We start from the raw sequence: 25333 nt of genomic DNA on the forward strand, positions 1-25333 counted from the left end.
GATGAACGAGCCGCTGGCCCGCTTTATTGGCCTCTATCAGCAACTGGACAAACAGCAGTTGCACCGCTTGCCCGAGGTCTATGCCGAACAGGTGGTCTTTATCGATCCGGCCCACCGTATCGAGGGGCTGGCGGCCCTTGGCGACTATTTTGCCGCCCTCTATCAGCGCCTCGCCTACTGTCGCTTCGTCATCACCAGTCAGCAGCAGCAAGGGCCGCAGGCCTGGCTCGGCTGGACTATGACCTTCTCTCACCCCAGATTGCGTGGTGGTGAGCCGGTGACGGTGGAAGGGGCCACCCGCCTCGAATTCGACGAGGCGGGCAAGGTGTGCCAGCACCGGGACTATTTTGACCTGGGCGCCATGCTCTACGAGCAGTTGCCGCTGCTCGGGCCCGTGGTGCGCACCATCAAGATGAGGCTTGGCGCATGAGTGGCCGAGTGCTTATTACAGGCGCGACCTCCGGCATAGGTCGTCAACTGGCGCTGGATTACCGGCGCGCCGGCTGGCAGGTGTGGGGCTGTGGTCGAGATGGTGAACGGCTGAAGGCGCTGGGGCTGGATGGTGTCACGCCGCTGCAGTTCGATGCCCGGGATCTGGCCGCAATGAGCGGGGTGGCTGCTACGCTGCCATCCTTCGATCTGCTGATCCTCAACGCAGGCAACTGCGAGTACATGGATGTGGCGGAGGGGTTTGACAGCGAGCTATTTGCCCGTGTCATCGACACCAATCTGACCGCCACCGGCCATGCGCTGGCCGCCTTCTTGCCGTTGCTCGGGGCCGGGTCACGGCTGGCCATCGTCAGCTCGTCGGTGAGCTGGCTGCCGCTGCCGCGAGCCGAGGCGTATGGCGCCTCCAAGGCGGCCCTCGACTATCTGGCGGATACCTTGCGCCTCGATTTGGCCAGCAAAGGGATCGGAGTAACCCTGATCCGCCCCGGCTTTGTCCAGACGCCGCTCACCGCCAAAAATGATTTTCCCATGCCCTGTCTGGTGACGGTGGAAGAGGCCTCCCGCGCCATCATGGACGGGCTGACCACCGGTCGTCACCAGATCCACTTTCCCCGCCGTTTCATCTGGTTGCTGCGCCTGCTTGGTGCGCTGCCGGTGGGGCTCTGGCTGCGCCTTGGCCGCGCACTCGTATCGAAAGGAAGCCATTCATGAAGAAAAAGATCGCCATCGTCGGTTCAGGGATCTCGGGGCTCACCGCCGGTTTTCTGCTCCACAAACTCCATGACATAACCCTGTTCGAGGCGGCGTCGACACTGGGGGGGCACACCGCCACTGTTGATGTGAATCAGGCTGGCCGCAGCTATGCCATCGACACCGGCTTTATCGTCTTCAACGATCGCACCTACCCCAACTTCTTGAAGTTGCTGGCACGGATCGGCATGGCGCGGCAACCGGCCGAGATGAGCTTCTCGGTGAAGAGCCCGGAGGGGCTGGAGTATAACGGCCATAACCTCGATACCCTGTTTGCCCAGCGCAGCAATCTGTTGAGCCCCTGTTTCTACGGCTTTGTCGCCGAGATTTTGCGGTTCAACCGGGAGGCACGGGCCTGGCTGGCAGATGGTCAGCATCAGGGGACTGGCCCCGAGCTGACGCTGGGGGATTTTTTGCTGGCGGGGGAGTTTAGCGACTACTTCGCCCGCCACTACATCTTGCCGATGGGGGCGGCGATCTGGTCATCGACCCTGGCCGATATGCGCGCCTTCCCCCTTGGCTTCTTCCTGCGCTTTTTTGCCAACCACGGCCTGCTGGATGTAGCCAATCGCCCCCAGTGGTACGTGATCCCGGGTGGCTCGCGGGAATATATCGGCCCCCTTACCGCGGGTTGGCAGTCGCAGATCCGCCTCGCCTGTCCGGTGCAGAGCGTACGGCGGGACGCGGACGGCGTGGTGATCCAGAGCAGTTACGGCGAGGAGCGGTTTGACGAGGTGATCTTCGCCTGCCACAGCGATCAGGCGCTGGCGCTGCTGGCGGATCCCGGCGAGCGGGAGCAGGCCATCCTCGGCGACATGCCCTATCAGGCCAACGATGTCTGGCTCCATACCGATGCCCGCTGCCTGCCCACCCGCCGCAAGGCATGGGCAAGCTGGAACTATCAGCTCGATGGCAATGACGAGGCGCGGCCGCTGGTGAGCTACAACATGAATATCCTGCAGGGGGTGAGCTCGCCGGAGCCCTTCTGCGTCAGCCTCAACCCCAAGGGCAAGGTGGATGAGAGCAAGGTGTTGCGCCGCTTCGTCTACCACCATCCGGTGTTCAATCAGGCCTCCATCGCCGCCCAGCAGCGACGTGCGGAGATCTGCGGCCAACAGCACACCCACTTCTGCGGCGCCTACTGGTACAACGGCTTCCATGAGGATGGGGTACGCAGCGCGCTGGATGTCGCCAGGCGCTTCGGAGCCGAGCTATGAACGGCGCCACTGTGGCCACCGAACATGAGGGGGCCAACGAACTGGCCGGTGTCACCAGCGCCATCTGGCAGGGTTCGGTGCGCCACCGCCGTTTTGCACCGCGGCCCCACGTCTTCTCCTACAGCCTCTTTATGCTGGGACTGGATCTCGACGAGCTGCCGCAGCTCGATCAGGGACGCTGGTTCGGGGTGGAGCGCTCGGGACTGCTTTCGTTTCACCGCCATGACTATCTCAAGGGGAGTGAGGGGAGCCTCAAGCAGGCAGTGTGGCAAAAGGTGAGCGAGCTGGGTGGCGATGCCGAGCCCGAGGGGCGGGTACTGCTGCTCGGCAACGTGCGCTGTCTGGGGTTCTACTTCAGCCCGGTCAACTTCTACTTCTGCTACCGGCAGGGCGAGGCGCGCTATCTGCTGGCAGAGGTGTCGAACACCCCCTGGAACGAGCGTCACTACTACCTGCTCGATCTGGCGGCGCTGGCGCCCCATGACAAGGATTTTCACGTCTCCCCCTTTATGGGGCTGGCGATGCGTTATCACTGGCGGATCAGGCCGCCCGCGCAGGAGACACTGATCCACATCGAGAGTCATCCCGTATTCGGTGAAGCCAAGCTGTTTGACGCCACCCTGGCGCTCACGCGCCAGCCGCTGTCGCGCAAGGGGCTGGTGGCCCTGCTGGCCCGCTGGCCATGGATGACCATGAAGGTGCTGCTCGGGATCTACTGGCAGGCCCTGCGTCTATTTATCAAACGAACCCCGATTTTTACCCATCCGGAGAGCCGCTAATGGAACTTGCTCAATCAACCCTCTCTGCCTCTTTCATCGACAAGGGGGCAAGACAACTGCTGCTCAATCTGCTGGGTCACCTCGAACATGGCCAGCTGCTGCTGCGGGATGGCGGTGAGCGCCACAGCTTTGGCGTCGCGGGTACCGATCTGCATGCCGAACTGGTGGTGCAGGATCCTGCCTTCTATCGTCGCCTGTTGCTGGGGGGCAGTATTGCCGCCGGAGAAACCTGGGTGGAGGGGCTCTGGACCAGCCCGGATCCGGTGGCGCTGGTGCGGCTGCTGGCCCGCAACCTGACCCTGCTTGACTCCCTCGAGCGGCGCCTCGGCTGGCTCAGTTTCCCGTTCAACAAGGTGCGCCACTGGCTCAACCGCAATACCTTGACCGGTTCGCGCTCCAACATCGCTGCCCACTACGATCTCGGCAATACCCTCTATCAGGGGTTTCTCGACAGCCATATGCAGTACTCGAGCGCCATCTATCCGAGTGCCGAGGCCACCCTCGAAGAGGGTCAGCAGGCCAAACTACGCACCATCTGCGAGCGGTTGGCGCTGGGGCCTGATGATCATCTGCTGGAGATTGGCACCGGTTGGGGCGGCCTCGCCGTCTATGCCGCCCGCCACTATGGCTGCCGGGTGACCACCACGACTATCTCCCGGGCCCAGCATGACTATGCCAAGGAGTGGATTGCACGGGAGGGGCTGGGGGATCGCATCACCTTGCTGCTGGAGGATTACCGCAAGCTGGAGGGCACCTATGACAAGCTGGTCTCCATCGAGATGATCGAGGCGGTAGGCCACGCCTTCCTACCCGACTATTTCCGCCAGCTGTCGCGGCTGCTCAAACCCGGTGGTCGCCTGCTCATCCAGGCCATCACCATCGCCGATCAGCGCCACGCCCAGTATCTGCGCGGGGTCGATTTTATCCAGCGCTACATCTTCCCCGGTGGCTGTCTGCCGAGTGTCTCCCAGATGGCGGGGTTGCTGGCGCGGGAGACGGACATGCAACTGGTACGGTTGCACGATCACGGCCATCACTATGCCCGCACCCTGGCTCACTGGTGCGAGCGTTTTCTGGCGTTGGCGCCCGAGCTGCCCAAGCTCGGTTACAGCCAGGATTTCATCCGGCTGTGGCACTTCTATTTCGCCTATTGCGAGGGGGGATTCTGGGAGCGCACCATCAGTCTGGTACAGCTGGAGGCCGCCAAGCCGGGGCCCGCTGGCTGGTCGGGTGATGTGCCAGTAAGCGGTCACTGACCATGTGGCAGTGGGCTCACCTGCTGGGGTTCAACCTCTACTGGTTGCTGGCGGTGAAATGGCAGCAGCCGGGCCCGCTGCTGGCAATGTTGCTGCTGCACTTTCTCTTCTCACCCAGCCGCCAGCGTGACTGGCGGCTGCTTCCCATCGCGGTCGTCGGCTGTCTGCTGGATGCCCTGCTCTGGCAGCTCGGCCTGTTCCGGTTCCCGTCCGGTTTTCCCCTCTGGCTGGTGCTGCTCTGGTTCGGTTTTGCCCTGACGCTGGCCCACGGTATGCGCTGGTTGCTGCGCTTGCCTCGCTGGCAGCAGGCGCTGTTTGGCGTGTTTGGCGGTGCCTCCTCCTATGTGGCGGGGGCTGCCATGGGGGCAGTAAACTTACCCTGGGGCATCTGGAGCAGCACGGCGCTGCTGGCAGTGATCTGGATGTGGTGGTTACCCGTACTCCTGTGGGTAATGGTCAAGCTGGAGGGTGAGTCATGACAAACACCTTTTCGACCGACTCGTTGCTGTTTTCCAAATGGACCAAAGAGAGCCAGCATGAGCTGACTGATCGCTTCTATCTGGTGGTTGCCTGCCAGCGGGATGCGCAGGGGCAGCTGGTGCAGGTGGTGATGCAGGATATCAACACCCTGCAGGAACAGGAGATGGACTGGCATGAACTGGAAGACCCCAACCACTGGCATATGGGGTGGAATTAACCCGCTACTGCTGGCGTTTACGCTCTTTGCTGCAACCGCAGTGCAGGCTTCTGCCGCCCCCTGGCAGCAGTTGCGCCCGGTCGGGCAGGGGGAGATGAACTGGCTCTGGTTCAAGCTCTACGATGCCACCCTCTATAGTGAAAGCGGGCGCTATCAGCCCGGTCACTATCCGCAGGCCCTGACCCTCACCTATGCCAGATCCATCGAGCGGGAAGATCTGCTGAGCGCCACTGCCGCCGAGTGGCAGCGACTCGGTCTTGGCACTGAGGTTGAACGTCAGCGCTGGCTCGGCCAGCTCGCTGCACTCTGGCCCGATGTGCAGGCAGGCGACAAGCTCACCTTCTATGTCGACAAGGGCGGGGCAGGCCACTTCTGGTGGCAGGAGAAGTCCCTCGGGACTCTGGCCGATCCGCAATTCTCGGCCGCTTTTCTCGCCATCTGGCTGGCTGACAACAGCCGCGATCCTGCCCTGACCCGCCGCCTGCGTGGCCAACCCTGAACATGGAGTTTCCAATGTTTTTCTATCGTGCATACCGCTGGTTGCTGTTGCTCCCTTTTTTGCTGCTGAGCGGCTGTGGTGCCAGTCTCGATGACTATCGGGGGCAGGGGCCAAACTGGGATCTCGCCCGTTTCTTCAACGGTAAATTAGTGGCTCACGGCTTGGTAACCGACCGCAGCGGCGAAGTGACCAGTCGCTTTCGGGTCGAGATGGTGGGGCGCTGGCTGAACGGTAAGGGAGAGCTGTTCGAGCAGTTCTACTTTGATGATGGCCGCCAGCAGACCCGTATCTGGTATCTGAGCAAGGGCGATGATGGTCATTGGCGAGGTACTGCTTCCGATGTGGTGGGGGAGGCGGTGGGCAAAAGCCAAGGGTTTGCCCTCAACTGGCGTTATCAGCTCGATCTGGCGCTGCCGGATGGCGAGGTGGTACGGGTGAGCTTCGATGACTGGATGTACCTGCTGGACGAAGATCGTCTGATCAATCGTGCCGAGATCAGCAAGTTCGGTATCCATCTTGGCGAAGTGATCCTCTATATCGAACGTCAGCCCTGACCGTTAACGCAAGATAACGGCCAGTAAAAAGCGCGCCGATGGCGCGCTTTTGTTTACCGAAAAACCAGAGTCATCAGATGATGCGGTTCTCTTCTAGCATCTTGCGACGGGCCTCTTCCTTGGCCATCTTCTTCTTGCGGTTGTCGCAGGGTTCCGGGCAATCGCACTCTTTCTCGATGCCGACGCTACCCAGACCGCCACAGGAGCCGGAGATGGTCTTCTTCTGGAAGATGTAACCGATAGCCATGGCGGCTATCACCAGCATGAATACCCCGAAGGTGATCAGAAAAATCTGCATCTCTACCTCTTACTTCTTGACCAGATAGGGCTTGAAGGCATCGGAGTAAGCCTCTTCAAAGCCGTTGTCCGTCTTGGTGATCACGAAGATCGCCAGGCCGCGCTCGTTGGCATAGGCCAGGCTTTTCTCGGTCCCCATCACCATAAACACGGTGGCCAACCCGTCTGCAGTCATGCAGGAGGGATGGATCACGGTGACCGACACCAGACGGTGCTGGATCGGCTTGCCGCTGCGCGGATCTATGGTGTGGGAGAAGCGCTGACCATCCAGTTCATAGTAGTTGCGGTAATCGCCAGAGGTGGCCACCCCGTTGTCACCGGGCACGATCACCTCTTGCACCGTGCCGGTGCCTGCGGTGGGCTTCTCGATGGCCACGCGCCAGGGGTGACCCTTGCCGTTGACGCCATTGATCCGCAGCTCGCCGCCAATCTCCACCAGATAGTTACGCGCACCCAGTGACTCCAGATACTCGGCTACCTTGTCCACACCAAAGCCCTTGGCGATGGCAGAGAGATCGACGTAAAGATCCGGAATGTCTTTTTGCAGGGTGTCGGCATCCACCGAGGTGATGACGTGCAGGTTGCCCAGACCGGTCTTCTGGCGAGTCTGGGTGATCAGCTCGTCGGAAGGGACCTTGGTCGGCTTCTTGTCCGGGCCAAAGCCCCACAGATTGACCAAGGGGCCAACGGTGACGTCCAGCGCCCCCTGGCTCTCACGGCCAATGTGAATGGCCTCTGTGACGACCCGTGCGGTATCGCGGGAGACCACTACCGGTTTGTTGTCACGGCTCTGATTGAAGCGTGACAGTTCGGAATCGGGGCGATAGGTCGACATCTGGTCGTTGACCCGCTCCAGCAACACATCCACCTCAGCTTGAAGCTTGGCCGGATCGCTGATGGCGCTGTCCGCTACCTTGATGGAGTAGTAAGTGCCCATGGTGCTACCGGTGATGTGGATCTCCGGTTTGGATTGGACCGTCTCCTGACCGCACCCAGTCAAGAAAAAGGCTAGCCCGAAGGCTAGCCAGGTCTTTACAACACTGTGCATGGATTAACCACCAAAGTCATCCAACAGGATGTTTTCGTCTTCAACGCCCAAGTCTTTGAGCATGTTGATGACGGCAGCGTTCATCACCGGAGGTCCACACATGTAGAACTCGCAATCTTCCGGTGCTTCGTGGTTCTTGAGATAGTTCTCGTAGAGCACGTTGTGGATGAAGCCGGTGTAGCCGTCCCAGTTGTCTTCCGGTTGCGGATCAGACAGCGCGACGTTCCAGGTGAAGTTCTCGTTCTCGGCGGCGAGCATGTCAAAGTCTTCGACATAGAACATTTCGCGCTTGGAACGGGCACCGTACCAGAAGCTCATCTTGCGCTTGGACTTCAGGCGACGCAGCTGGTCGAAGATATGGGAACGCATCGGCGCCATACCTGCACCACCACCGATGAATACCATTTCGGCATCGGTGTCTTTGGCGAAGAACTCACCGAACGGACCGGAGATAGTCACCTTGTCGCCAGCCTTCAGGCTGAAGATGTAGGAGGACATCTGTCCCGGAGGGGCAGTCCAGTTGCTGGGCGGCGGGGTCGCAATACGCACGTTCAGCATGATGATGCCGAACTCTTCCGGATAGTTGGCCATGGAGTAGGCACGGATGATCGGCTCATCGACCTTGGACTCCAGCTCAAAAATCTTGAAGCGATCCCAGTCACCGCGATACTCCTCGGGAATATCGAAGTTCTTGTAGTGCACGTGGTGAGCCGGGGCTTCAATCTGGATATAACCACCGGCGCGGAACGGCACGCTCTCGCCATCGGGGATCTGCAGCTTGAGCTCCTTGATGAAGGTGGCCTTGTTATCGTTGGAGATAACAGTACATTCCCACTTCTTCACCCCGAAGATCTCTTCCGGCAGTTCGATATCCATGTCGGAGCGAACGGTAACCTGACAGGCCAGACGCTCGCCATGACGGGCTTCGCCCTTGCTGATGTGATCCAGTTCGGTCGGCAGAATGTCGCCACCACCGGATTTCACCCGTACCTTGCACTGGCCGCAGGAGCCACCGCCGCCACAGGCGGAGGAGACGAAGATACCGCTGCCAGCCAGCACGCCGAGCAGCTTGCCACCGGCCGGGCTGGTCACAGCCTTGGCCGGGTCACCATTGATGCTGATTGTCACGTCGCCCGCGGTCACCAGCTTGGACTTGGCGAACAGAATGACTGCCACCAGTGCCAGCAGGATCACGGTAAACATGACCACACCCAAAATAATTTCCATCTATCGTTCCTTTCTGATTGCAGGAAAGCCGATTACAGGGAGATACCAGAGAAGGACATGAAGCCCAGCGCCATCAGACCGGCGGTGATGAAGGTGATGCCCAGACCGCGCAGGCCTTCCGGAACATCGGAATACTTCATCTTCTCGCGGATACCTGCCAGCGCAACGATCGCCAGCATCCAGCCTGCCCCTGAACCCACACCGTAGACCACAGACTCCATGAAGTTGTAGTCACGCTGCACCATGAAGGAGACGCCACCGAAGATGGCGCAGTTCACGGTGATGAGCGGCAGGAAGATACCCAGCGCGTTGTAGAGTGCCGGGAAGTACTTGTCCAGCGCCATCTCCAGGATCTGTACCAGTGCTGCAATCACACCGATGAAGGTGATGAAGCTCAGGAAGCTCAGATCCAGACCGGATACCAGAGCGCCATCTTTAAGCACGTAGTTGTAGATCAGGTTGTTGGCAGGAACCGCGATGGTCTGCACCACAATAACGGCAATACCCAGACCCATGGAGGTCTTTACCTTCTTGGACACCGCCAGGAAGGTACACATCCCCAGGAAGAAGGAGAGTGCCAGGTTTTCGATGAAGATCGATTTAATCAACAGACTCAGATAGTGTTCCATACCTTAATCCTTCGCCTCCACCTGCTTGGGATCCTTGGTGCGTACGCCCCAAATGATCAGACCAATGATGAAGAATGCACTCGGCGGCAGCAGCAGCAGGCCGTTGGGCACATACCAGCCACCGTTGTTCACCAGCGGCAGCAGCTCGATGCCGAACCAGGTGCCGGAGCCCAGCAGTTCACGCACGGTCGCGACACTCAGCAGAATGGCGCCATAGCCCAGACCGTTGCCGATACCATCCAGGAAGGAGGGCAGCGGGGCACTCTTCATGGCGTATGCTTCAGCGCGGCCCATTACGATACAGTTGGTGATGATCAGACCCACGAAGACCGACAGTTGCTTGGAGATGTCATAGGCGTACGCCTTGAGCACCTGGTCAACTACGATAACCAGTGAGGCGATGATCGCCATCTGCACGATGATCCGGACGCTGTTCGGGATCTGGTTGCGGATCAGGGAGATGAACAGGTTTGAGAAGGCGGTGACCGCCATGACCGCGAGGGTCATTACAAACGCAGTTTTCATCTGGCTGGTAACCGCCAGTGCAGAACAGACGCCCAGCACCTGCAAGGCGATGGGGTTGTTACCCAGCACAGGCGTCAACAGCAACTTCTTCATTTCGCTCTTGTCAGCCATTGTTGATTTCTCCTGCACGAACCTTGGCCAGGAAAGGACCGAAGCCCTTGGGACCCATCCAGAAGTCGAAGGTATGCTGTACGCCGTTACCGGTCAGAGTGGCACCGGAGAGACCATCGATCTCGTGCTCGGAGCCCGCCGGAGCATGGCCCTTGATGACGCGCAGCGCCGGCATGCCATTCTGGTCGAACAGTTTCTTGTCCTTGAACAGCGCCTGCCAGGCCGGGTTTTCGATCTCGCCACCCAGACCCGGTGTTTCACCGTGGTCATAGTAGGTGATGCCCTTGATGGTCTGGCCATCAGCGGCAACGGCGACGAAGGCATACATGGTCGACCACAGACCCTGACCGTAGATGGGCAGGATGATGCTGTCGATCTTGCCTTCGGCATCCTTGGCGAAGAATACCGGGATCTGCTTGGAGATCTGACGCAGGCTGGCCTTGTCGTCAGCGGCGGCAAGACGGATGCTGCGGGCCGGATCTTTGGCTGCCTGCTTGGTGTCGAAGTTGTCGGCATCGCCGTCAACAAAGTCACCGGTCGCCAGATCCACCAGACGCGCTTCGATCTTCTCGCCATACAGTTTGGCCAGGTCGCGCTTGGCCACTTCGCTCACATCCACACCGGCTACGGAGAGAATGTTGCTCTGCTTGTCCAGCGCCTTGTTTTCCTGCTGGGTAGAACGCAGGCCCACGGCGGCAACAGATACCACGATGGAACAGGCCAGACACAGGCCGGTGACCACGCTGACGGTGCCGAGGGTTGAATCTTTATTAAACGCCACGAGCAATCCTCCGCTTGATGTTTGCCTGAGCGACGAAGTGGTCAAACAGGGGAGCAAACAGGTTCGCAAACAGAATGGCCAGCATCATGCCTTCCGGGAACGCAGGGTTGACCACGCGAACCAGCACGACCATTACGCCGATCAGGGCGCCATACCACCACTTGCCTTTGTTGGTAAAGGCTGCGGAGACAGGGTCGGTCGCCATGAAGGCCATACCGAAGGCGAAGCCACCCAGTACCAGATGCCAGTGCCACGGCATGTTGAACATGGGGTTGGTATCGGAACCGATTACGTTGAACAGCAGGGAGGTTGCGATCATACCGATCATCACGCCGGCGATGATACGCCAGGAGGCGATGCGCATGTAGACGATCATGGCGGCACCCAGCAGGATCATCAGGGTAGAGACTTCACCGATGGAACCCGGCAGGTTACCCAGGAAAGCGTCCATCCAGCTGATAGCCTGGCCGGTTGCACCGTTGATCAGCGCCATCTGGCCGCCTTGGGCCCACTGGCTCAGGGCAGTCGCGCCGGAGAAGCCGTCAACTGCAACCCACACGGCGTCACCGGAGATCTGGCCCGGGTAGGCGAAGAACAGAAACGCACGACCAGCCAGCGCCGGGTTCAGGAAGTTCTTGCCGGTACCACCGAACACCTCTTTGGCCATCACCACACCGAAGGTGATACCCAGCGCAGCTTGCCACAGGGGCAGCTCGGGCGGCACGATCAGGGCAAACAGGATGGAGGTTACGAAGAAGCCTTCGTTGATCTCGTGTTTGCGTACCATGGCGAACAGCACTTCCCAGAAACCACCGACAAAGAAGACGGTGATGTAGATCGGGAAGAAGTGGGTGGCGCCAATCAGCATTTTGCTGCCGATACCGGCAACAGCCGGATCGAGGGAGGCGCCCAGCATGGTAGCCAGGGCATATTGCCAGCTGCTGGCACCAGCAGCCGAGCCCATGTGGGCAATGGCGGCAATCGCCTGGTTACCAACGTTGTACATGCCCCAGAACATGGCCGGGAACACGGCCAGCCACACCATGATCATCATGCGCTTCAGATCGAGCGCATCACGAACGTGGGAGGCGTTGCGGGTAACGCTACCCGGGGTGTAGAACAGGGTGTACGCCGCTTCGAACAGGGCATAGTACTTGGCGTACTTTCCACCCGGTTCGAAGTGGTGTTCCATATTTTCAAGAAGTTGCTTGAAACTCATCGCTTAACCTTCCAGTTCAATCTTGGTCAGGCACTCACGCAAGATCGGGCCGTACTCTGTCTTGCCGGGGCAGACAAAGGTACAGAGCGCCAAATCTTCCTCATCCAGCTCCAGGCAGCCCAGTGCTTGCGCACCGTCGGTATCGCCGGAGACCATGTCCCGCAGCAGCAGGGTCGGCAGGATGTCGAGTGGCATCACCCGCTCATAGTTGCCGATAGGCACCATGGAACGGTCACTACCGTTGGTAGTGGTGGTGAAGTTGATCAGCTTGCCCTTCATCAGATGAGAGAGGGTGGTACGGGTGATAGAGAACTTGTTGGCGCTGGGGTTGATCCAGCCCAGGAACTCTTTCTCGCGACCTTCACCCAGCACGCAAACCTGATTGTGGTAGCGCCCCAGGTAGTCGTGAACACCTTCGGCTTTGGCACCACTCAGGATAGAACCGGAGATGATACGGTTTTCGTCGGCACGCAGCTCATTATTGGTGAGCTGACTGATGCAGGCGCCCAGACGGGTACGCAGCAGACGCGGCTTGAGCACGTTCGGGCCAGCCAGCGCGATCACCTTGTCAGTGAAGATCTGACCGGTGGTGAACAGCTTGCCGAATGCAATCACATCCTGATAGTTGATGTGCCACTGCACCTTGGTGCTGCTGACCGGATCCAGGAAGTGGATATGGGTACCCGGCAGACCGGCAGGGTGCGGACCAACGAAGATCTCTTCCTTGACCTGAGCCAGCGGAGAGTGGGGCAGACTGCCTTCGCCTTTACAGACGTAGACGGCGCCGTCGGTCAGGCGGGTCAATACGGCCAGACCATCGAGGAAGGCCTGCGGCTGTTCCTTGATAATCAGCTCGGCATCGGCTGCCAGCGGGTTGGTGTCCATTGCAGTCACAAAGATGGCGCGCGGGGCAGACGCTACCGCGGGGACTTTGCTGAACGGACGGGTACGCAACGCAGTCCACTGACCTGATGCGACCAGGATCTCTTGCACCTTGCTGCGCTCGAGCTTGGCCAGCTCGGCAGAGGCAAAATGCTCAAACGTCACCTGTTCATCGGAACCGTCGAGGTCGATGACCACAGACTGGAGAACACGTTTGGCACCACGGTTGATCTCTGAAACCACACCGGTGGCAGGAGCTGTGAATTTAACGCCCGGATTCTTCTTGTCTTCAAAAAGATCCTGACCTTTGATGACGCGATCACCTACTTTGACGAACATAGTAGGTCGCATCCCCACAAACTCCTCGCCCAGTGTCGCAACACGGGTGATGGCGGGGCCATCGTAGATTACTTGCTCTGGCGCACCCAGCACGGGGATGTCCAGTCCTCTTTTGATTGTAATCATACTTACTTGCACTACCGTTACGGGAGAGGTTGGTTAGCGCCGAGAAATACATCACGACGGGTGGTTGAATGAGTCGATGTTGTGGTTGCGCCAGGTGGGCAGGCTCAACAATTATTCAACATGCAGGCTCACTCAAAAGCGCTTGAGTTTACCACTTAAGGTGCATTTTCTGCCATGCCAAATGGGCAAAATCCCCGTGCCATCACAAAATTAACCTGCAATGAATAAGCCCCTGACACCTTGTAAGTAGTGGTTTTAAAGGTTTTTTTATTTCGATACCTCGATGGGGGTATTTGCCTTTGTCTCCACTATCAGCAAAAAGCCTTGATGTCGAAATATACCCCCTTGGATGTAGCCTTTTCGGGGCCAATGGGGGAAATATGTTTAATTTTTGTTGGCAGGTTCTCGAGGAAAATCCTGTGGTACAACCGGTTTCAGGAGAGTGACGGTTTGCCAACACAGCTCGGGGTGCGCGGGGCGTGGCCTTTTTCCTGCCACTCGGTCTCTGTGTAGGTATGCAGTGCCAGTGCATGAACGGCACCGGCCAGCTCGTCGGCCAACACCGAATTGACCTGACGATGGCGTGCCAGCAGCCGCTGCCCTGCAAATTGCTCGCTGACGATCACCACCTTGAAGTGGCTCTCAGATCCCGGTTCCACACGGTGCATGTGGCTCTCGTTGATCACCTCCAGCACGGTGGGGGAGAGGGCGGCGGTCAGCTTGGCTTCAATCAGTTGTTGGATGGTCATCGGATCGGCTTCCAGAGTGAATGTCGGGCCATTCTATCGGCAGTCGCGGGATGGAATAAGCCCCCGTAAGAGGGAAATCACCTGTCAGTTGCCCCCTTGATGCGCATCGAACTGGTGAAATTCCTGCTCCTCGCTAGAATAGCGCGCACTTTGCGTCGCCCCTGGCGCCTGTATACACGAATCAAGCCGAGGTTGGACTCTTCCTATGCAAACCCTTCTCGACACTCCCCATTGCCAGCTCACGCTCTACCGCTATCCGCGCCTGAGTCAGGAGACCCTGCAAGCCTGGGATGCGGCTGACGAATACCTGATCAACACCCTGGCGGAGTCTCCCCTCGAGCAGGCGGGCCCCGTCATCATCATGAATGATGGCTTTGGCGCGCTGGCGGCCTATCTGCATCCGTACTCCCCCTGCTGCGTCACCGACTCCTACATCAGTGAGCGGGCGACCCTGGCCAATTTGGCCGAAAACGGACTGGATGCGGGTGGCATCCGCTTGCAGGATGCGCTGGCGCCGCTGCCCGATGCCCCAGCACTTGTGGTGATCAAGGTCTCCAAATATCAGGCTCTATTGGAGCAGCAACTGCTGGCATTGCGTGCGGTAGTGACACCGGCAACCCGCGTTATTGCTGCCGGCAAGGCGAAGGATATTCATACTTCCACCCTCAAGTTGTTCGAGAAGTATTTGGGGCCTACCCGTACCTCGCTAGCCTGGAAGAAGGCGCGCCTCATTCACTGCGAGCCGCAGGCAGAACGTCCCGCGCTGGCCAACCCCTTCCCGACTGTCTGGCCGCTGGAGGGGAGTGGGATGCTCATCCACAACCATGCCAATGTCTTCTCGCGCACCAGTCTCGATATCGGTGCCCGTTTTATGCTGGACAATCTGCCCATCCACAGTGCCCGCAAGGTGATCGATCTGGGCTGTGGCAACGGGGTGTTGGGGTTGTCGCTGCTCGCCAAAGATAGCGAGGTGGAGGTGACCTTTATCGATGAATCCTATATGGCAGTCGCCTCGGCACAGCTCAACGTCGAGCACAATCTGCCCGATGCACTGCCGCGCGCCCACTTTATGATCAATAACTGTCTCGACGGGGTGGCGGTCGGCTCGGCGGATCGGATCCTCTGCAACCCTCCTTTCCATCAGCTACAGGCGATCACCGATCATATCGCCTGGCAGATGTTCAGTGATGCGCACCGGGTGTTGCCTCAAGGGGGTGAACTCTGGATAGTAGGCAACCGTCATCTGGACTATCACAACAAACTCAAGCGCTTGTTTGCCAACGCACAAGTCGTTGCGTCGAACAGCAAATTCGTTATTTTGAAAGCCATCAAACGCTAAAGCCAAAGGAAACCATGATGAAAAAGTCACTCTTGCTGCTGGCCGCCCTGATGCTGGGCGGTTGTGCCACCCATTGGCCGGAGACGGCGCTGCTCAATCCGCAGGTGATCCCCGCCAACCAGCAATACTATTCTGGCAATCGCATCACCATGGAAGGGGTAGACAAGCGTGAGGCTGCCTACGTCTTCTCCATTAAACATAAAGAGAAAGCCCCCGTGCTGGTCAACAGCGAGCGTCCGCTCAATCTGCTGATGGCAGAGCGGCTGGCCGAAGGGCTGCGCAGCCAGGGTCTCGAAGTGGGCAACAGTGGCACCACCAACCTGACGCTGGTGATCTCCAACGCCGCAGTCAATGTGGAAGAGAAGACCTTTACCTATGTCACCAAGTCCCGCGTCAGCCTGCAGGTGATCGCCGATTTCCAGGGCAACCGTCTGACCAAGCAGTTCAACATGTCCTCCAGCAAGGAGAGCCCGAGCGAGCCAAGCATGGCCGATCTGGAGTCTACACTGAACCTGCAACTGGGTAGCGTGCTGCAGCAGATCATGGCGGATGATGCGCTGCGCGGTTACCTGAAAGGTCAACCGAACGGTGCAGGGGTTTGATGATGAAAAAACTCTGGTTGCTGGCCATGCTTATCGCCCCGCTGGCGTTTGCAGGCCCGAAAGTCAGAATGGAGACCAACCACGGCAATATCGTGGTTGAGCTGGCGTCCAAGCAGGCGCCCCAGACGGTGAAGAACTTCCTGCGCTACGTGGCTGATGGCAGCTATGACGGCAGCATCTTCCACCGGGTGATCCAGGATTTCGTGGTGCAGGGTGGGGGCTACAACCAGCAGTTCCAGCAACTGCCGACTTATGAGCCTGTGGTCAACGAGTCGCGTGGCGGTCTGCCCAACAAGCGTGGCTCCATCGCCATGGCTCGCACCCAGGCGGTCGACAGCGCTACTCGCCAGTTCTACTTCAATCTGGTCGACAACAATAACCTCAACGCCGGTAGCTCTGCGGGTTATACCGTGTTCGGTCAGGTGGTTCAGGGGATGGAGGTGCTGGACAAACTGGCTCAGGTACAGACCGGTTACAGCCCCATTCTGCGCGCCAACGATGTGCCGACCAGTCCCATCATTCTGAAGAAGGTGGTCTTGCTGGCAGAAACTCCGGCAGACAAGAAAGTCGACAAGAAAGCGGGCAAGTAACTCTCGCCGGACGCGGTTCGTCACCTCGCCCTCGTCAGGTCACAATACAAGGCTCATCCCGTTCAGGATGGGCCTTTTCTCTATCCGGACTTCTTTTGCCTATCTCTTTGCTCGCCTTGGCTATCTGCCATCAACCTGCCAAAATGACGCACTTTTCCAAAGTCGTCAGGTAGTTGAACATGATCCGCAAACCAAGCTGGAGAGAGTCCCTCGCCGTCTATCTCGAATTTCGGGTGTTTATTCTCTTTGCCATGGGTTTTTCATCGGGTCTGCCGCTGCTACTGGTGTTCGGTACCCTCTCATTCTGGTTGCGCGAGGCCGATGTCAGCCTGACCGATATCGGCTATATGAGCTGGGTGGCGCTCGCCTATGGCTTTAAATGGCTGTGGTCGCCGCTGGTGGATCGCATGCCGCTGCCGTTGCTCTCCACGCTGCTGGGGCGTCGCCGTAGCTGGATGTTCTTCTCCCAGTTGCTGATTGCCGCTGCGCTGGTCGGCATGGCGTTCTGCGATCCCAAGACCGAGCTGGCCCAGCTAGCGATGTTTGCCCTGCTGGTGGCCTTTGCCTCGGCGACTCAGGATATCGTCATCGACGCCTATCGCATCGAATCTGCCCCCGAGCGGCTGCAGGCGGCGATGGCTGCTTCTTACATGACCGGCTACCGACTGGCGATGATCATGGCGGGCGCCGGTGCGCTGGCGCTGGCGGCGTGGTTTGGCAGCAACAGCGGCTATGACTATCGTGGCTGGCAGATTACCTATCTGGTGATGGCGGGTCTGATGTCACTCGGGGTTATCACCACGCTGTTTTGCCACGAGCCGGATATCGATCTGGCCGAGCAGGGCAAACAACAGGCCGAACGCAAGGCGCAGCTCCTGGAAAAAGGGTGGCCAGCGCTGCTGGCGAGTGCGGGGGCCTGGGGCTATGAGGCCGTCTGGTGTCCGTTTGCCGACTTCTTTCGTCGCTATGGAAGCTCGGCGCTGCTGATCCTGGCTCTGATCGCCTGCTATCGGGTTGCCGATGTGGTGATGGGGGTGATGTCCAACAGCTTCTATGTGGATATGCAGTTCAGCAAGACCGAGGTTGCCACCATTACCAAGGTGTTTGGCGTCATCATGACGCTGGTGGGCGCTGCGCTGGGGGGCGTGCTGGTGATGCGCTTCGGTACGCTGCGCATCCTGTTCTTGGGGGCGCTGCTCACTGCCAGCACCAACCTGCTGTTTGCCCTGCTCAATCAGGTTGGCCACAATCTGGAACTGCTGACGCTCATCATTTCCCTCGACAACCTCAGTGCCGGTATCGCTACCGCGGCTTTCGTGACCTATCTCTCCAGCCTCACCAATGTGGCATTTTCGGCCACTCAGTACGCCCTGTTCAGCTCGGTAATGTTGCTGCTACCCAAGTTGCTCGCCGGTTTTTCCGGGCAGGTTGTGGAGCTGATTGGATACAGTGCCTTCTTTGTCGGAACCAGTTTATTGGGCTTGCCCGTGTTGTTGTTGATTGTGCTTGTCGCTAGAAAAGGGAGTGAGTTGCTCTCAACGGCTGACAAATAGCAAGCGTTTGCGTAGAATCGGGGGTGATTAGATTCACACTTCCGGATAAAGTTCCCGAGAAGTTGTTTCACCCCCAATTTTATTTGATTAGAATCCCTCTCGCTCCTTGTGGGCAGGCTACGGAAAACCTCAACTAACGCACAAGAGACCAATAAAATGGCCAAATTTACCAAGACTCTGATCGCTGCCGGTCTGCTGGCTGCTGCCGCTACCCCGGCCTTCGCTGCTGACTACAGCGGTGATATCCACAAGAATGACTACAAGTGGATGCAGTTCAATATCATGCACACCATCGATCAGAAGCCCCATGGTCCGGATGGTTACAACGATACTTATTTCGAGATGGAGTTTGGTGGTCGTTCAGGCATTTTTGACCTGTATGGTTACGTCGATTACTTCGATATTTTTGACTCGAAGCACAGCGACAAGCACAAGCAAGAAAACCTCTTCATGAAGTTTGCTCCGCGTGTATCTCTGGATGCATTGACTGGCCAAGACCTCTCTTTTGGTCCGGTGCAAGAAGTTTACGTTGCCACCCTGTTCAACATCGGTGGTGTACAAGGCCTGAATGATGCATTTGTAGGTCTGGGTGCTGACGTTATGGTGCCGTGGTTCGGCAAAGTTGGTATGAACCTGTACAAGCGTCATGCTAACGAAACCTTCAGTGGTCAAGGCGAAGGCTGGAACGGCCAACAGTTCTCCATGAACTGGTTCAAACCTTTCTATACCTTCTCCAATGGCAGCTTCGTCTCTTACCAAGGTTATCTGGATTACACCTGGGGCATGAAAGAAACCAGTCATTCTGATGGTCTGGGAACCTTCCACGGTATCTACTGGCATTCCGACCGTTATGCCGTTGGCTACGGTCTGAAGTACTTCAACGAAATCTACGGTATCGACAACTCTGACGCGTTCAAGTCTACCGGTTTCGGCCACTACTTCTCTGTTACCTACAAGTTCTAATAAAACTTGGGGTACAAAAAACCGGAGCATCTGCTCCGGTTTTTTTATGGCCGCGATTTAGATAGCGTGGCGCGAGTCATCAAGTGCGCCACGGCTGAGTGGATAAATCAGTCGCGGAAGTTCTGGAACTGCATCGGTTGACCCAGTTCGGCGCCACGGACCAGTGCCATGGTCTCTTGCAGATCGTCACGCTTCTTGCCGGTGACACGTACTTCATCACCCTGGATGGCGACCTGTACCTTGATTTTGGAGTCTTTGATCAGCTTGACCAGCTTCTTGGCGATCTCTTTCTCGATCCCCTGCTTGAATTTGACGGTCAGGTGGAAACGCTTGCCGGAGTGAACCGAGTCACCCACTTCCATGGAGCTGTTTTCGATGTTGCGCTTGAGCAGGGCACCGCGCAGGATTTCGACCATCTGCTTGAGCTGGAAATCGGCATCGGCTTCCAGTTTTACTTCTTCCTTGTTCAACTCGAAGCTGGCTTCTACCCCACGAAAATCGAAACGGGTGGCCAGTTCACGATTGGCGTTGTCGACAGCGTTCAACACCTCGTTCATTTTGACTTCAGAGACAATATCGAATGACGGCATAGCCGGAGCTCCTCATGTTGCGTTATCGGGGGGCAAATCTACCAGAAAACGGGCAAATTTGCTGATTTTGATGGGGTTGCTCTGCTAGAATCCCCTGCGCACAGGACGGGTGGACCCGTTAGTGTCCACCAGCGACATCTTCACTTATCCCCGGTAACAGGTTGAGAGGATTGCAACCCTTACCCTGACAGAGTCACATCATGCCAAGCGGATTAAAAAATTCCCGACAGCCCGTTATTCCACCCGTTGCTCCGAAGTGGTCACTGTTGGGTTGTGGCGCCCTCGGCGGCGTTTTTGCCTCCCTGCTGACCCAGAGTGGTCAATCAACCCGTGTCTTGTTGCGCGAACATCATAAGTCCACGCTCCATCCGGGGATCGATTTCACCTCGCTGGAGGGGCATGTCCAGCTGCTCAATATCGAGCGCGGATTTGTCAGCAAACCCGGCAAGATCCAGCGTCTGCTGGTGATGACCAAGGCCAGTCAGGTGATTGCCGCACTGACGCCGCTGGTGGGTAAGCTGGATGCCGGCGTGCCGATCGTGCTGCTGCACAACGGGATGGGCATTGCCGAGCAGGTGGTCGAGATGTTCCCGCACAATCCGGTGATTGCCGGTGTCACCAGTCATGGTGCCATGCAGTGCGGCCATTTTGTCTTCCGTCATACTGGCAAGGGGGAAACCTGGCTTGGCCCGATCAACGATGCCGCCAAGGCCCATGCCGCGCTCGCGGACGAGCTGGCGCTGGCACTGGGTCAGGTTGGTTGGGATGAACAGGTATTGACGCGCCAGTGGCAAAAGCTGGCCATCAACTGTGCCATCAATCCCCTGACGGCCCTCTACAAGCTGAAAAATGGCGAGCTGGCTGGCCCCCGTTTTGCCGATGCCCTGCAGCAGATCTGCGTGGAGGTGGCGGATGTGATGTGTGCCGAAGGGATTGCAACCACGGCAGAGGAGTTGCAACGCCGGGTGATGACAGTGGTGGAACTGACCGCTGACAATTACTCCTCCATGCATCAGGATATGGAGCTGGGACGCGAGACCGAGATTGAGGCCATCACCGGCTTCCTGCTGGCCAAGGCTGCCCGGCATGGCATTGCCGTACCGGTCAATCAGGGTCTCTATCAGGCGATCAAAGAGAAGAGTCAGGCCGTCTGACCTTTTACATGGCAGAGCAAGCAGCAAGGAGGCGAACGTGAGTGTACTGGTGCTGGTGGCGCCCGGGTCGGAAGAGATAGAGACGGTTGCGATTGTCGATACCCTGGTGCGTGCCAGCATCGAGGTGGTGCTGGCCTCTTGTTGTCCAGCCGGATCCCGTCAGGTGAAGGCATCGCGTGGGGTACAGCTGGTGGCCGATTGTCATATCGACGAGCTAACCCGTCGGGACTTTGAAGCCATCGTGGTGCCCGGCGGTTTGCTCGGCAGCGAAGTGATCCGCGATACCCCGCTGGCCATCGATCTGCTTAAAGAGCAGGCGGTTCTTGGTCGCTGGCGTGCAGCTATCTGCGCCGCCCCTGTGGTGGTGTTGCAACATCACGGTCTGCTGTGTGATGCCATCGTCACCTGTCATCCCGGCTTTCAGTCCCGACTACCAACATCGCAGCTGTCACATGAGCGGGTAGTCAGGGATGAGGCTCATCGCCTTATCACCAGTCAGGGGCCGGGCAGTGCCATCGAGTTTGCCCTTGAACTGATCCGGATGCTGCGTGGGGATGAGGTGGCGGCCACTGTCGCTGGCCCTATGGTGCTGCCTTGAGCGCACTCTGTTGCTGAATCCAGCTGGCCATGCTTTGAAAACGGGCCCCGGTCATCTTGATCGGGGCCTGTTTGTTATCTGCTGTTGTCGGTCACGCCATCTTGTCCGGCTCAGTAGTCGTACTGTGAGCACTGTTTTTTGTTGTACTCAGTTTTCCAGCGTGCCAATTCTTGCTCTGTGCCGAGCTTGTCCCCTTTCTTGATGGCCTGTTCCAGTATCTCAATCCGGTCGTACAGCCAGCGGCACTCTGCCGTCGGGTTGTTCTTGCCGATGCCGGTCAACGGCAGCAAACAGAGTCCCAGCCAAAGATATTTCATCCCGAACGCTCCTTGTCATTGTGGTAGTAAAGGTCTCCTTGGAGTCTACTATTTTAGCCGCAACGAGAGAGATAGAGCTGCGGTTATCCTTGGGGTAAGATGATGCCATGTCTGTTTATTTATACAGTGGTATGCGCAAGATCATCCATATCGACATGGACTGCTTTTTTGCCGCGGTGGAGATGCGCGATAATCCGGCGTTGCGGGAGGTGCCGCTCGCCATCGGTGGGGCCTCCGAGCGGCGCGGCGTCATCTCGACCTGCAACTATGTGGCGCGCCGGTTCGGGGTGCGTTCCGCCATGCCAAGCGCGCTGGCGAAAAAACTCTGCCCGCCGCTGGTACTGATCCCTGGGCGAATGGCGGTGTACAAGGATATCTCTCGCCAGCTCAGGGCCATTTTCCTCCGCTATACCGATCAGGTTGAACCGCTGTCGCTGGATGAGGCTTACCTCGACGTGACCCACAGTCGCTGTTGTGGCGGTAGCGCCACCCTGATGGCGCAAGAGATCCGGCAAGCCATCGTCACCGAACTGGGATTGACCGCCTCGGCCGGAGTGGCCCCCAACAAGTTTCTCGCCAAGCTCGCCTCGGAGCAGCGCAAGCCTGATGGTCTGTTTGTCATTCGTCCCGACGAAGTGGCCGAATTTGTCTGCCAGTTGCCACTTGGCAAACTGCCCGGGGTGGGGCGCAAGACTGCCGAGCGGCTGGAGGCTCAGGGGCTTTACACCTGTGAGGATGCGCGGGCCTTGTCGGCACAAGAGCTGTGCAGCCGTTTTGGCAAGCTGGGGGAGATGTTGACGACCCGGATCTGGGGGCTGGATGAACAGCCGGTGCAGGCGCACCGGATCCGCAAAACCATCGGGGTGGAGACCACCCTGGCGAGCGATGTTTGTGACGAAGCCGCCTGCCTGACGGTATTGCAGCAACTGTTGCCGGAGCTTGAGCGGCGATTTCAGCTGGCGTGCCCTGCCGAGCAGGTGATGGGGCAGGGGATTAAACTCAAGTTTGCCGACTTCCACCAGACCACAGTCTATCGCAGTCAGGGTGGCTATCAGCCAGCCTTGTTCATTCCCCTGCTCAAAGAGGGGCTACAGCGGGCGCAAGGGCGTTCGGTTCGCCTGCTGGGCTTGGTGGTGGGTTTGCCAAAAGAGGGTGAAGTTAATCAACTCTCGCTGGATTTGCTGTGAGAGAGTTAAGTTTTTGTTTATAAAGTCGATAATCTATCCATATCTGTATGACGTAGGAATATTGGCATGAGCGCTCTTTCTGTCCAGGGTCGGATTACCCTGATCGCCGGTTGCTGTCTGTTGGTGACAGCCGCCGCTCTGGTTGCCTCTTCGATTTACAACGCGAACAAGATGCAACAGCAGGTGCGGCAAGCCACCATGCACGAGGCGCAGCAGTCTGCCGAGAACTGGATGAAGGCGATGGGCTCGGAGCAGGCGGCCAAGGTGACCAGCTATCTCGATGAGGCCTATTTCCGCGCCAGTTTGCTGGCGGAGAGCGTGTTGTTCCAACGCAAGAATGCGGCCGAGAACTTTGTCCATTCGGAGGCGCTGCGCAGCGCCGTCAATCAGCAACTGCACGATGCCGTTGCCTCATCGACCAATCTGCTTGGTGTCTATGCGGTGTTCGAGCCTGATCAGCTGGATGGGGAAGACAGCAACTATCAGGGCTCAACGGCGCTGGGTTCCAACGACAAGGGGCGTTTTTCCAGTTACTGGGCCTATGACAACGGCAAGATAGAGCCGGAAGTGCAGAATGAGGATGTACTGGCCGATGAAAGCCCGACCGAGGCTGGTGGAATCGAAAACGAGTGGTATCGCTGCAGTATTCGCACCCGTGCCCTCTGCCTGCTGGAGCCCTATCTGGACGATGTGGGTGATAAACAGATATTGATGACCTCGGTGACGGTCCCGCTGCTGGAGCAGGAGACCTTGCTGGGGATGGTCGGGGTCGATATCTCGCTGGCCACTTTGCAGAGTTTGGTCAGCACCATGGACAAGGAGCTCTATGAGGGCAAGGGCAGAATATTGCTGGTCAGTCACGAGGGGCGCGTGGCGGGAGCCGATGAGTTCGATGTGACCATGGGGCGTGGGCTGGATCAGAAGTATCAGGGGCTGGCCAGTGAGCTGAAAGGCTGGCTCAGTCAGGGTCAGGAGCTGACTCGCTGGAGCAGCGATGGCACCCTGTTGCAGACCTTTGTCCCGGTATCCATGCGTGGCACCGACCGAAAATGGGGCATCTACATTGAATTGCCACGGGCAGTAGTGCTGGCCTCGGCCCAGCAACTGCAAGATGAGCTGGCCAGTGAGGCCAATCGCAGCGTGGTCTCGCAGTTGTCAATCGGGGTGCTGATCTCGCTGGTGGCCCTGAGTTTTATCTGGTTGATGGCACGCCAGATTGTGGCGCCCATCCGCGCTGTAGTTGCCCGCCTCAAGGATATCGCCAGTGGTGAGGGGGATTTGACCCAGCGTATCGAGATCCAGCGGCAAGACGAGATCGGCGAGCTGGCCAAGTGGTTCAACAGCTTCCTCAACAAGTTGCAATCCACCATCAGTCAGGTGATTGATACCGTCTCCGGTACGCGCAACAGTGCCGAGCGAGCCGCGCAAGTGGCTGAGCGCACCAGCAGTGGCATGCAGGCCCAGTATCAGGAGATCGATCTGGTGGCGACGGCATTTGAGGAGCTGAGCGCCACCGCGTTGCAGGTCTCCGGTAATGCCGGCTCGGCGGTGGCGGCTGCCAACACCACTGATGCCGCGGCGCAAGAGGGCAAATATGTCGTTGCCGACACCCAGGAGGCGATGCGCAAGCTGATGACCATTATCAACGATGCCCAGCCGGTGGTGGAGCGGCTCTCCGCCAACAGCGACAACATCAACGATATTCTCACCGTGATTCAGGGAATTGCTGAGCAGACCAACTTGCTGGCACTGAATGCGGCTATTGAAGCGGCGCGGGCCGGTGAGCAGGGCCGTGGCTTTGCCGTGGTGGCCGATGAGGTGCGCAATCTGGCCGGTCGCACCCAGAATGCCATCGTCGAGATCCAGACTTTGATCAGCCAACTGCAATCCGGTACCGGCGCCGTGGTCAAGGCGATCCGCGATGGTCACGGACAGGCTGACGAGACCCTCGCCAAGGTGGATCTCTCGGTGCAGGTGCTGGAGCAGATTATCCAGTCGGTCTCCACCATCCATCAGATGAACGAGCAGATTGCCCGGGCGGCGCAGGAGCAGAGCCGGGTGGCGGACGAGATCAACCGCAACGTCAGCAACATTCGCGATGTGAGCCACACCATTCGGGCCGAGGCGGCGACCTCCGCCGAAAATGGTCGCGAGCTCTCTGCGCTGGCGGATAAACAGCAGCAGCTGGTGGGGCAGTTCAAGGTATAGAAGTGTCTAGTCCTGAAATAGGTTTACACATTTTCAACTAGCATTTCTCTACTCAGAACCCCCTATGCACCGCATCGGGGGTTCTGTATTTCAACGC

29 protein-coding genes are annotated in these 25333 nt (G+C 58.3%); 18 read left to right on the forward strand and 11 right to left on the reverse strand.

From position 1 onward, the window contains the following. Nucleotide 1 precedes the first annotated feature (1 nt). The 9 genes from AB5Y86_RS00590 to AB5Y86_RS00630 are packed head-to-tail and all read left to right on the forward strand — an operon-like array spanning nt 2 to nt 6202. Entirely contained in the window at nt 2-430 is a 429-nt protein-coding gene (locus AB5Y86_RS00590) for a nuclear transport factor 2 family protein (protein ID WP_139410959.1), read from the forward strand. Continuing rightward, entirely contained in the window at nt 427-1161 is a 735-nt protein-coding gene (locus AB5Y86_RS00595; protein ID WP_368191739.1) for an SDR family NAD(P)-dependent oxidoreductase, read from the forward strand. The genes AB5Y86_RS00590 and AB5Y86_RS00595 overlap by 4 nt, the downstream gene beginning before the upstream one ends. Further along, nucleotides 1158-2417 (forward strand): NAD(P)/FAD-dependent oxidoreductase, encoded by a 1260-nt coding sequence (locus AB5Y86_RS00600; RefSeq protein WP_368191741.1) that lies wholly within the window; start codon nt 1158-1160, stop codon nt 2415-2417. The genes AB5Y86_RS00595 and AB5Y86_RS00600 overlap by 4 nt, the downstream gene beginning before the upstream one ends. Then, nucleotides 2414-3196, forward strand: a complete 783-nt coding sequence (locus AB5Y86_RS00605; protein WP_227095943.1) for a DUF1365 domain-containing protein — start codon at nt 2414-2416, stop codon at nt 3194-3196. The genes AB5Y86_RS00600 and AB5Y86_RS00605 overlap by 4 nt, the downstream gene beginning before the upstream one ends. Further along, nucleotides 3196-4452: a cyclopropane-fatty-acyl-phospholipid synthase family protein gene (locus AB5Y86_RS00610; RefSeq protein ID WP_227095944.1), complete on the forward strand. Its 1257-nt coding sequence runs from the start codon at nt 3196-3198 to the stop codon at nt 4450-4452. Before AB5Y86_RS00605 ends, AB5Y86_RS00610 begins: the two co-directional genes overlap by 1 nt. Nucleotides 4453-4454: 2 nt before the next feature. After that, a complete protein-coding gene (locus AB5Y86_RS00615; protein ID WP_368191742.1) occupies nt 4455-4931 on the forward strand; it encodes a DUF2878 domain-containing protein in 477 nt (158 codons plus the stop codon). Continuing rightward, nucleotides 4928-5149 (forward strand): TIGR02450 family Trp-rich protein, encoded by a 222-nt coding sequence (locus tag AB5Y86_RS00620; protein WP_005338671.1) that lies wholly within the window; start codon nt 4928-4930, stop codon nt 5147-5149. Before AB5Y86_RS00615 ends, AB5Y86_RS00620 begins: the two co-directional genes overlap by 4 nt. Then, complete coding sequence (locus AB5Y86_RS00625) at nt 5106-5648, forward strand: chalcone isomerase family protein (protein WP_206900357.1); 543 nt, start codon at nt 5106-5108, stop codon at nt 5646-5648. Before AB5Y86_RS00620 ends, AB5Y86_RS00625 begins: the two co-directional genes overlap by 44 nt. Nucleotides 5649-5662: 14 nt before the next feature. Continuing rightward, a complete protein-coding gene (locus AB5Y86_RS00630) occupies nt 5663-6202 on the forward strand; it encodes a DUF3833 domain-containing protein (protein WP_368191745.1) in 540 nt (179 codons plus the stop codon). A gap of 73 nt (nt 6203-6275) precedes the next feature. Here AB5Y86_RS00630 and nqrM read toward each other — a convergent pair whose 3' ends face one another. From nqrM to AB5Y86_RS00675, 9 genes are all read right to left on the reverse strand, one after another. Then, nucleotides 6276-6500, reverse strand: a complete 225-nt coding sequence (gene nqrM, locus AB5Y86_RS00635; protein WP_005338668.1) for a (Na+)-NQR maturation NqrM — start codon at nt 6498-6500, stop codon at nt 6276-6278. Between the two features lie 9 nt (nt 6501-6509). After that, entirely contained in the window at nt 6510-7547 is a 1038-nt protein-coding gene (locus tag AB5Y86_RS00640; protein ID WP_005338666.1) for an FAD:protein FMN transferase ApbE, read from the reverse strand. 3 nt (nt 7548-7550) lie between these two features. Further along, nucleotides 7551-8774 (reverse strand): NADH:ubiquinone reductase (Na(+)-transporting) subunit F, encoded by a 1224-nt coding sequence (nqrF, locus tag AB5Y86_RS00645; RefSeq protein ID WP_005338656.1) that lies wholly within the window; start codon nt 8772-8774, stop codon nt 7551-7553. Nucleotides 8775-8806: 32 nt separating this feature from the next. Continuing rightward, complete coding sequence (gene nqrE / locus AB5Y86_RS00650) at nt 8807-9403, reverse strand: NADH:ubiquinone reductase (Na(+)-transporting) subunit E (protein ID WP_005338645.1); 597 nt, start codon at nt 9401-9403, stop codon at nt 8807-8809. A gap of 3 nt (nt 9404-9406) precedes the next feature. Beyond that, nucleotides 9407-10039 carry an NADH:ubiquinone reductase (Na(+)-transporting) subunit D gene (locus AB5Y86_RS00655; RefSeq protein ID WP_005338644.1) on the reverse strand — a complete coding sequence of 211 codons (633 nt, stop codon included), beginning with the start codon at nt 10037-10039 and terminating at the stop codon, nt 9407-9409. Continuing rightward, on the reverse strand, nt 10032-10820 hold the full coding sequence (locus AB5Y86_RS00660; protein ID WP_005358609.1) for a Na(+)-translocating NADH-quinone reductase subunit C: 789 nt from the start codon (nt 10818-10820) through the stop codon (nt 10032-10034). Before AB5Y86_RS00660 ends, AB5Y86_RS00655 begins: the two co-directional genes overlap by 8 nt. Beyond that, entirely contained in the window at nt 10810-12039 is a 1230-nt protein-coding gene (locus AB5Y86_RS00665) for an NADH:ubiquinone reductase (Na(+)-transporting) subunit B (protein ID WP_005338642.1), read from the reverse strand. The genes AB5Y86_RS00660 and AB5Y86_RS00665 overlap by 11 nt, the downstream gene beginning before the upstream one ends. Before the next feature lie 3 nt (nt 12040-12042). Continuing rightward, nucleotides 12043-13386: a Na(+)-translocating NADH-quinone reductase subunit A gene (locus AB5Y86_RS00670; protein WP_005349684.1), complete on the reverse strand. Its 1344-nt coding sequence runs from the start codon at nt 13384-13386 to the stop codon at nt 12043-12045. 434 nt (nt 13387-13820) lie between these two features. After that, on the reverse strand, nt 13821-14135 hold the full coding sequence (locus AB5Y86_RS00675; RefSeq protein WP_042053239.1) for a BolA family transcriptional regulator: 315 nt from the start codon (nt 14133-14135) through the stop codon (nt 13821-13823). A 205-nt stretch (nt 14136-14340) separates the two neighbouring features. Between AB5Y86_RS00675 and AB5Y86_RS00680 the strand changes: the two genes are divergently transcribed. The 5 genes from AB5Y86_RS00680 (at nt 14341) to AB5Y86_RS00700 (ending at nt 19182) form a co-directional block, all read left to right on the forward strand. Beyond that, nucleotides 14341-15474, forward strand: coding sequence for a methyltransferase (locus AB5Y86_RS00680; RefSeq protein WP_368191747.1), 1134 nt, complete (start codon nt 14341-14343; stop codon nt 15472-15474). Nucleotides 15475-15491: 17 nt separating this feature from the next. Next, the gene (locus AB5Y86_RS00685; protein WP_005349692.1) at nt 15492-16076 is read left to right on the forward strand and encodes a YajG family lipoprotein; all 585 of its coding nucleotides are present in this window, start codon (nt 15492-15494) and stop codon (nt 16074-16076) included. Nucleotides 16077-16078: 2 nt separating this feature from the next. Further along, nucleotides 16079-16666: a peptidylprolyl isomerase gene (locus AB5Y86_RS00690; RefSeq protein ID WP_167556728.1), complete on the forward strand. Its 588-nt coding sequence runs from the start codon at nt 16079-16081 to the stop codon at nt 16664-16666. A gap of 173 nt (nt 16667-16839) precedes the next feature. Then, on the forward strand, nt 16840-18219 hold the full coding sequence (locus tag AB5Y86_RS00695) for an MFS transporter (RefSeq protein ID WP_043819027.1): 1380 nt from the start codon (nt 16840-16842) through the stop codon (nt 18217-18219). A gap of 156 nt (nt 18220-18375) precedes the next feature. After that, nucleotides 18376-19182, forward strand: coding sequence for an outer membrane protein OmpK (locus tag AB5Y86_RS00700; RefSeq protein WP_005349699.1), 807 nt, complete (start codon nt 18376-18378; stop codon nt 19180-19182). A gap of 107 nt (nt 19183-19289) precedes the next feature. Here AB5Y86_RS00700 and AB5Y86_RS00705 read toward each other — a convergent pair whose 3' ends face one another. Continuing rightward, nucleotides 19290-19772: a YajQ family cyclic di-GMP-binding protein gene (locus AB5Y86_RS00705; protein ID WP_005338634.1), complete on the reverse strand. Its 483-nt coding sequence runs from the start codon at nt 19770-19772 to the stop codon at nt 19290-19292. Nucleotides 19773-19972: 200 nt separating this feature from the next. Here AB5Y86_RS00705 and AB5Y86_RS00710 point away from each other — a divergent pair, with 200 nt between their 5' ends. Together AB5Y86_RS00710 and AB5Y86_RS00715 are read left to right on the forward strand one after the other, a co-directional pair. Next, nucleotides 19973-20926 carry a ketopantoate reductase family protein gene (locus tag AB5Y86_RS00710; RefSeq protein WP_368191748.1) on the forward strand — a complete coding sequence of 318 codons (954 nt, stop codon included), beginning with the start codon at nt 19973-19975 and terminating at the stop codon, nt 20924-20926. A 37-nt stretch (nt 20927-20963) separates the two neighbouring features. Beyond that, nucleotides 20964-21524 carry a DJ-1 family glyoxalase III gene (locus AB5Y86_RS00715; protein ID WP_368191750.1) on the forward strand — a complete coding sequence of 187 codons (561 nt, stop codon included), beginning with the start codon at nt 20964-20966 and terminating at the stop codon, nt 21522-21524. Between the two features lie 110 nt (nt 21525-21634). Here AB5Y86_RS00715 and AB5Y86_RS00720 read toward each other — a convergent pair whose 3' ends face one another. Then, on the reverse strand, nt 21635-21841 hold the full coding sequence (locus AB5Y86_RS00720) for a hypothetical protein (RefSeq protein WP_005338629.1): 207 nt from the start codon (nt 21839-21841) through the stop codon (nt 21635-21637). Nucleotides 21842-21972: 131 nt separating this feature from the next. Here AB5Y86_RS00720 and dinB point away from each other — a divergent pair, with 131 nt between their 5' ends. Together dinB and AB5Y86_RS00730 are read left to right on the forward strand one after the other, a co-directional pair. Then, nucleotides 21973-23028 (forward strand): DNA polymerase IV, encoded by a 1056-nt coding sequence (gene dinB, locus AB5Y86_RS00725; RefSeq protein ID WP_368191754.1) that lies wholly within the window; start codon nt 21973-21975, stop codon nt 23026-23028. A 66-nt stretch (nt 23029-23094) separates the two neighbouring features. Continuing rightward, a complete protein-coding gene (locus AB5Y86_RS00730; RefSeq protein WP_181269140.1) occupies nt 23095-25236 on the forward strand; it encodes a methyl-accepting chemotaxis protein in 2142 nt (713 codons plus the stop codon). The last annotated feature ends 97 nt before the right edge of the window (nt 25237-25333 follow it).

The organism is Aeromonas sp. s8 (assembly GCF_040907785.1).
Classification (GTDB): domain Bacteria; phylum Pseudomonadota; class Gammaproteobacteria; order Enterobacterales; family Aeromonadaceae; genus Aeromonas; species Aeromonas veronii.

Bases quoted from the DNA above. Each gene is read 5' to 3' on its own strand.
- AB5Y86_RS00590 (WP_139410959.1), top strand. From the start codon at position 2: ATGAACGAGCCGCTGGCCCGCTTTATTGGCCTCTATCAGCAACTGGAC.
- AB5Y86_RS00675 (WP_042053239.1), bottom strand. From the start codon at position 14,135: ATGACCATCCAACAACTGATTGAAGCCAAGCTGACCGCCGCCCTCTCC.
- AB5Y86_RS00665 (WP_005338642.1), bottom strand. From the start codon at position 12,039: ATGAGTTTCAAGCAACTTCTTGAAAATATGGAACACCACTTCGAACCG.
- AB5Y86_RS00600 (WP_368191741.1), top strand. From the start codon at position 1,158: ATGAAGAAAAAGATCGCCATCGTCGGTTCAGGGATCTCGGGGCTCACC.
- AB5Y86_RS00620 (WP_005338671.1), top strand. From the start codon at position 4,928: ATGACAAACACCTTTTCGACCGACTCGTTGCTGTTTTCCAAATGGACC.
- AB5Y86_RS00730 (WP_181269140.1), top strand. From the start codon at position 23,095: ATGAGCGCTCTTTCTGTCCAGGGTCGGATTACCCTGATCGCCGGTTGC.
- AB5Y86_RS00630 (WP_368191745.1), top strand. From the start codon at position 5,663: ATGTTTTTCTATCGTGCATACCGCTGGTTGCTGTTGCTCCCTTTTTTG.
- AB5Y86_RS00610 (WP_227095944.1), top strand. From the start codon at position 3,196: ATGGAACTTGCTCAATCAACCCTCTCTGCCTCTTTCATCGACAAGGGG.
- dinB (WP_368191754.1), top strand. From the start codon at position 21,973: ATGCGCAAGATCATCCATATCGACATGGACTGCTTTTTTGCCGCGGTG.
- AB5Y86_RS00640 (WP_005338666.1), bottom strand. From the start codon at position 7,547: ATGCACAGTGTTGTAAAGACCTGGCTAGCCTTCGGGCTAGCCTTTTTC.
- nqrF (WP_005338656.1), bottom strand. From the start codon at position 8,774: ATGGAAATTATTTTGGGTGTGGTCATGTTTACCGTGATCCTGCTGGCA.
- nqrE (WP_005338645.1), bottom strand. From the start codon at position 9,403: ATGGAACACTATCTGAGTCTGTTGATTAAATCGATCTTCATCGAAAAC.
- AB5Y86_RS00710 (WP_368191748.1), top strand. From the start codon at position 19,973: ATGCCAAGCGGATTAAAAAATTCCCGACAGCCCGTTATTCCACCCGTT.
- AB5Y86_RS00680 (WP_368191747.1), top strand. From the start codon at position 14,341: ATGCAAACCCTTCTCGACACTCCCCATTGCCAGCTCACGCTCTACCGC.
- AB5Y86_RS00720 (WP_005338629.1), bottom strand. From the start codon at position 21,841: ATGAAATATCTTTGGCTGGGACTCTGTTTGCTGCCGTTGACCGGCATC.
- AB5Y86_RS00625 (WP_206900357.1), top strand. From the start codon at position 5,106: ATGAACTGGAAGACCCCAACCACTGGCATATGGGGTGGAATTAACCCG.
- AB5Y86_RS00615 (WP_368191742.1), top strand. From the start codon at position 4,455: ATGTGGCAGTGGGCTCACCTGCTGGGGTTCAACCTCTACTGGTTGCTG.
- AB5Y86_RS00655 (WP_005338644.1), bottom strand. From the start codon at position 10,039: ATGGCTGACAAGAGCGAAATGAAGAAGTTGCTGTTGACGCCTGTGCTG.
- AB5Y86_RS00605 (WP_227095943.1), top strand. From the start codon at position 2,414: ATGAACGGCGCCACTGTGGCCACCGAACATGAGGGGGCCAACGAACTG.
- AB5Y86_RS00690 (WP_167556728.1), top strand. From the start codon at position 16,079: ATGAAAAAACTCTGGTTGCTGGCCATGCTTATCGCCCCGCTGGCGTTT.
- nqrM (WP_005338668.1), bottom strand. From the start codon at position 6,500: ATGCAGATTTTTCTGATCACCTTCGGGGTATTCATGCTGGTGATAGCC.
- AB5Y86_RS00595 (WP_368191739.1), top strand. From the start codon at position 427: ATGAGTGGCCGAGTGCTTATTACAGGCGCGACCTCCGGCATAGGTCGT.
- AB5Y86_RS00705 (WP_005338634.1), bottom strand. From the start codon at position 19,772: ATGCCGTCATTCGATATTGTCTCTGAAGTCAAAATGAACGAGGTGTTG.
- AB5Y86_RS00700 (WP_005349699.1), top strand. From the start codon at position 18,376: ATGGCCAAATTTACCAAGACTCTGATCGCTGCCGGTCTGCTGGCTGCT.
- AB5Y86_RS00670 (WP_005349684.1), bottom strand. From the start codon at position 13,386: ATGATTACAATCAAAAGAGGACTGGACATCCCCGTGCTGGGTGCGCCA.
- AB5Y86_RS00685 (WP_005349692.1), top strand. From the start codon at position 15,492: ATGAAAAAGTCACTCTTGCTGCTGGCCGCCCTGATGCTGGGCGGTTGT.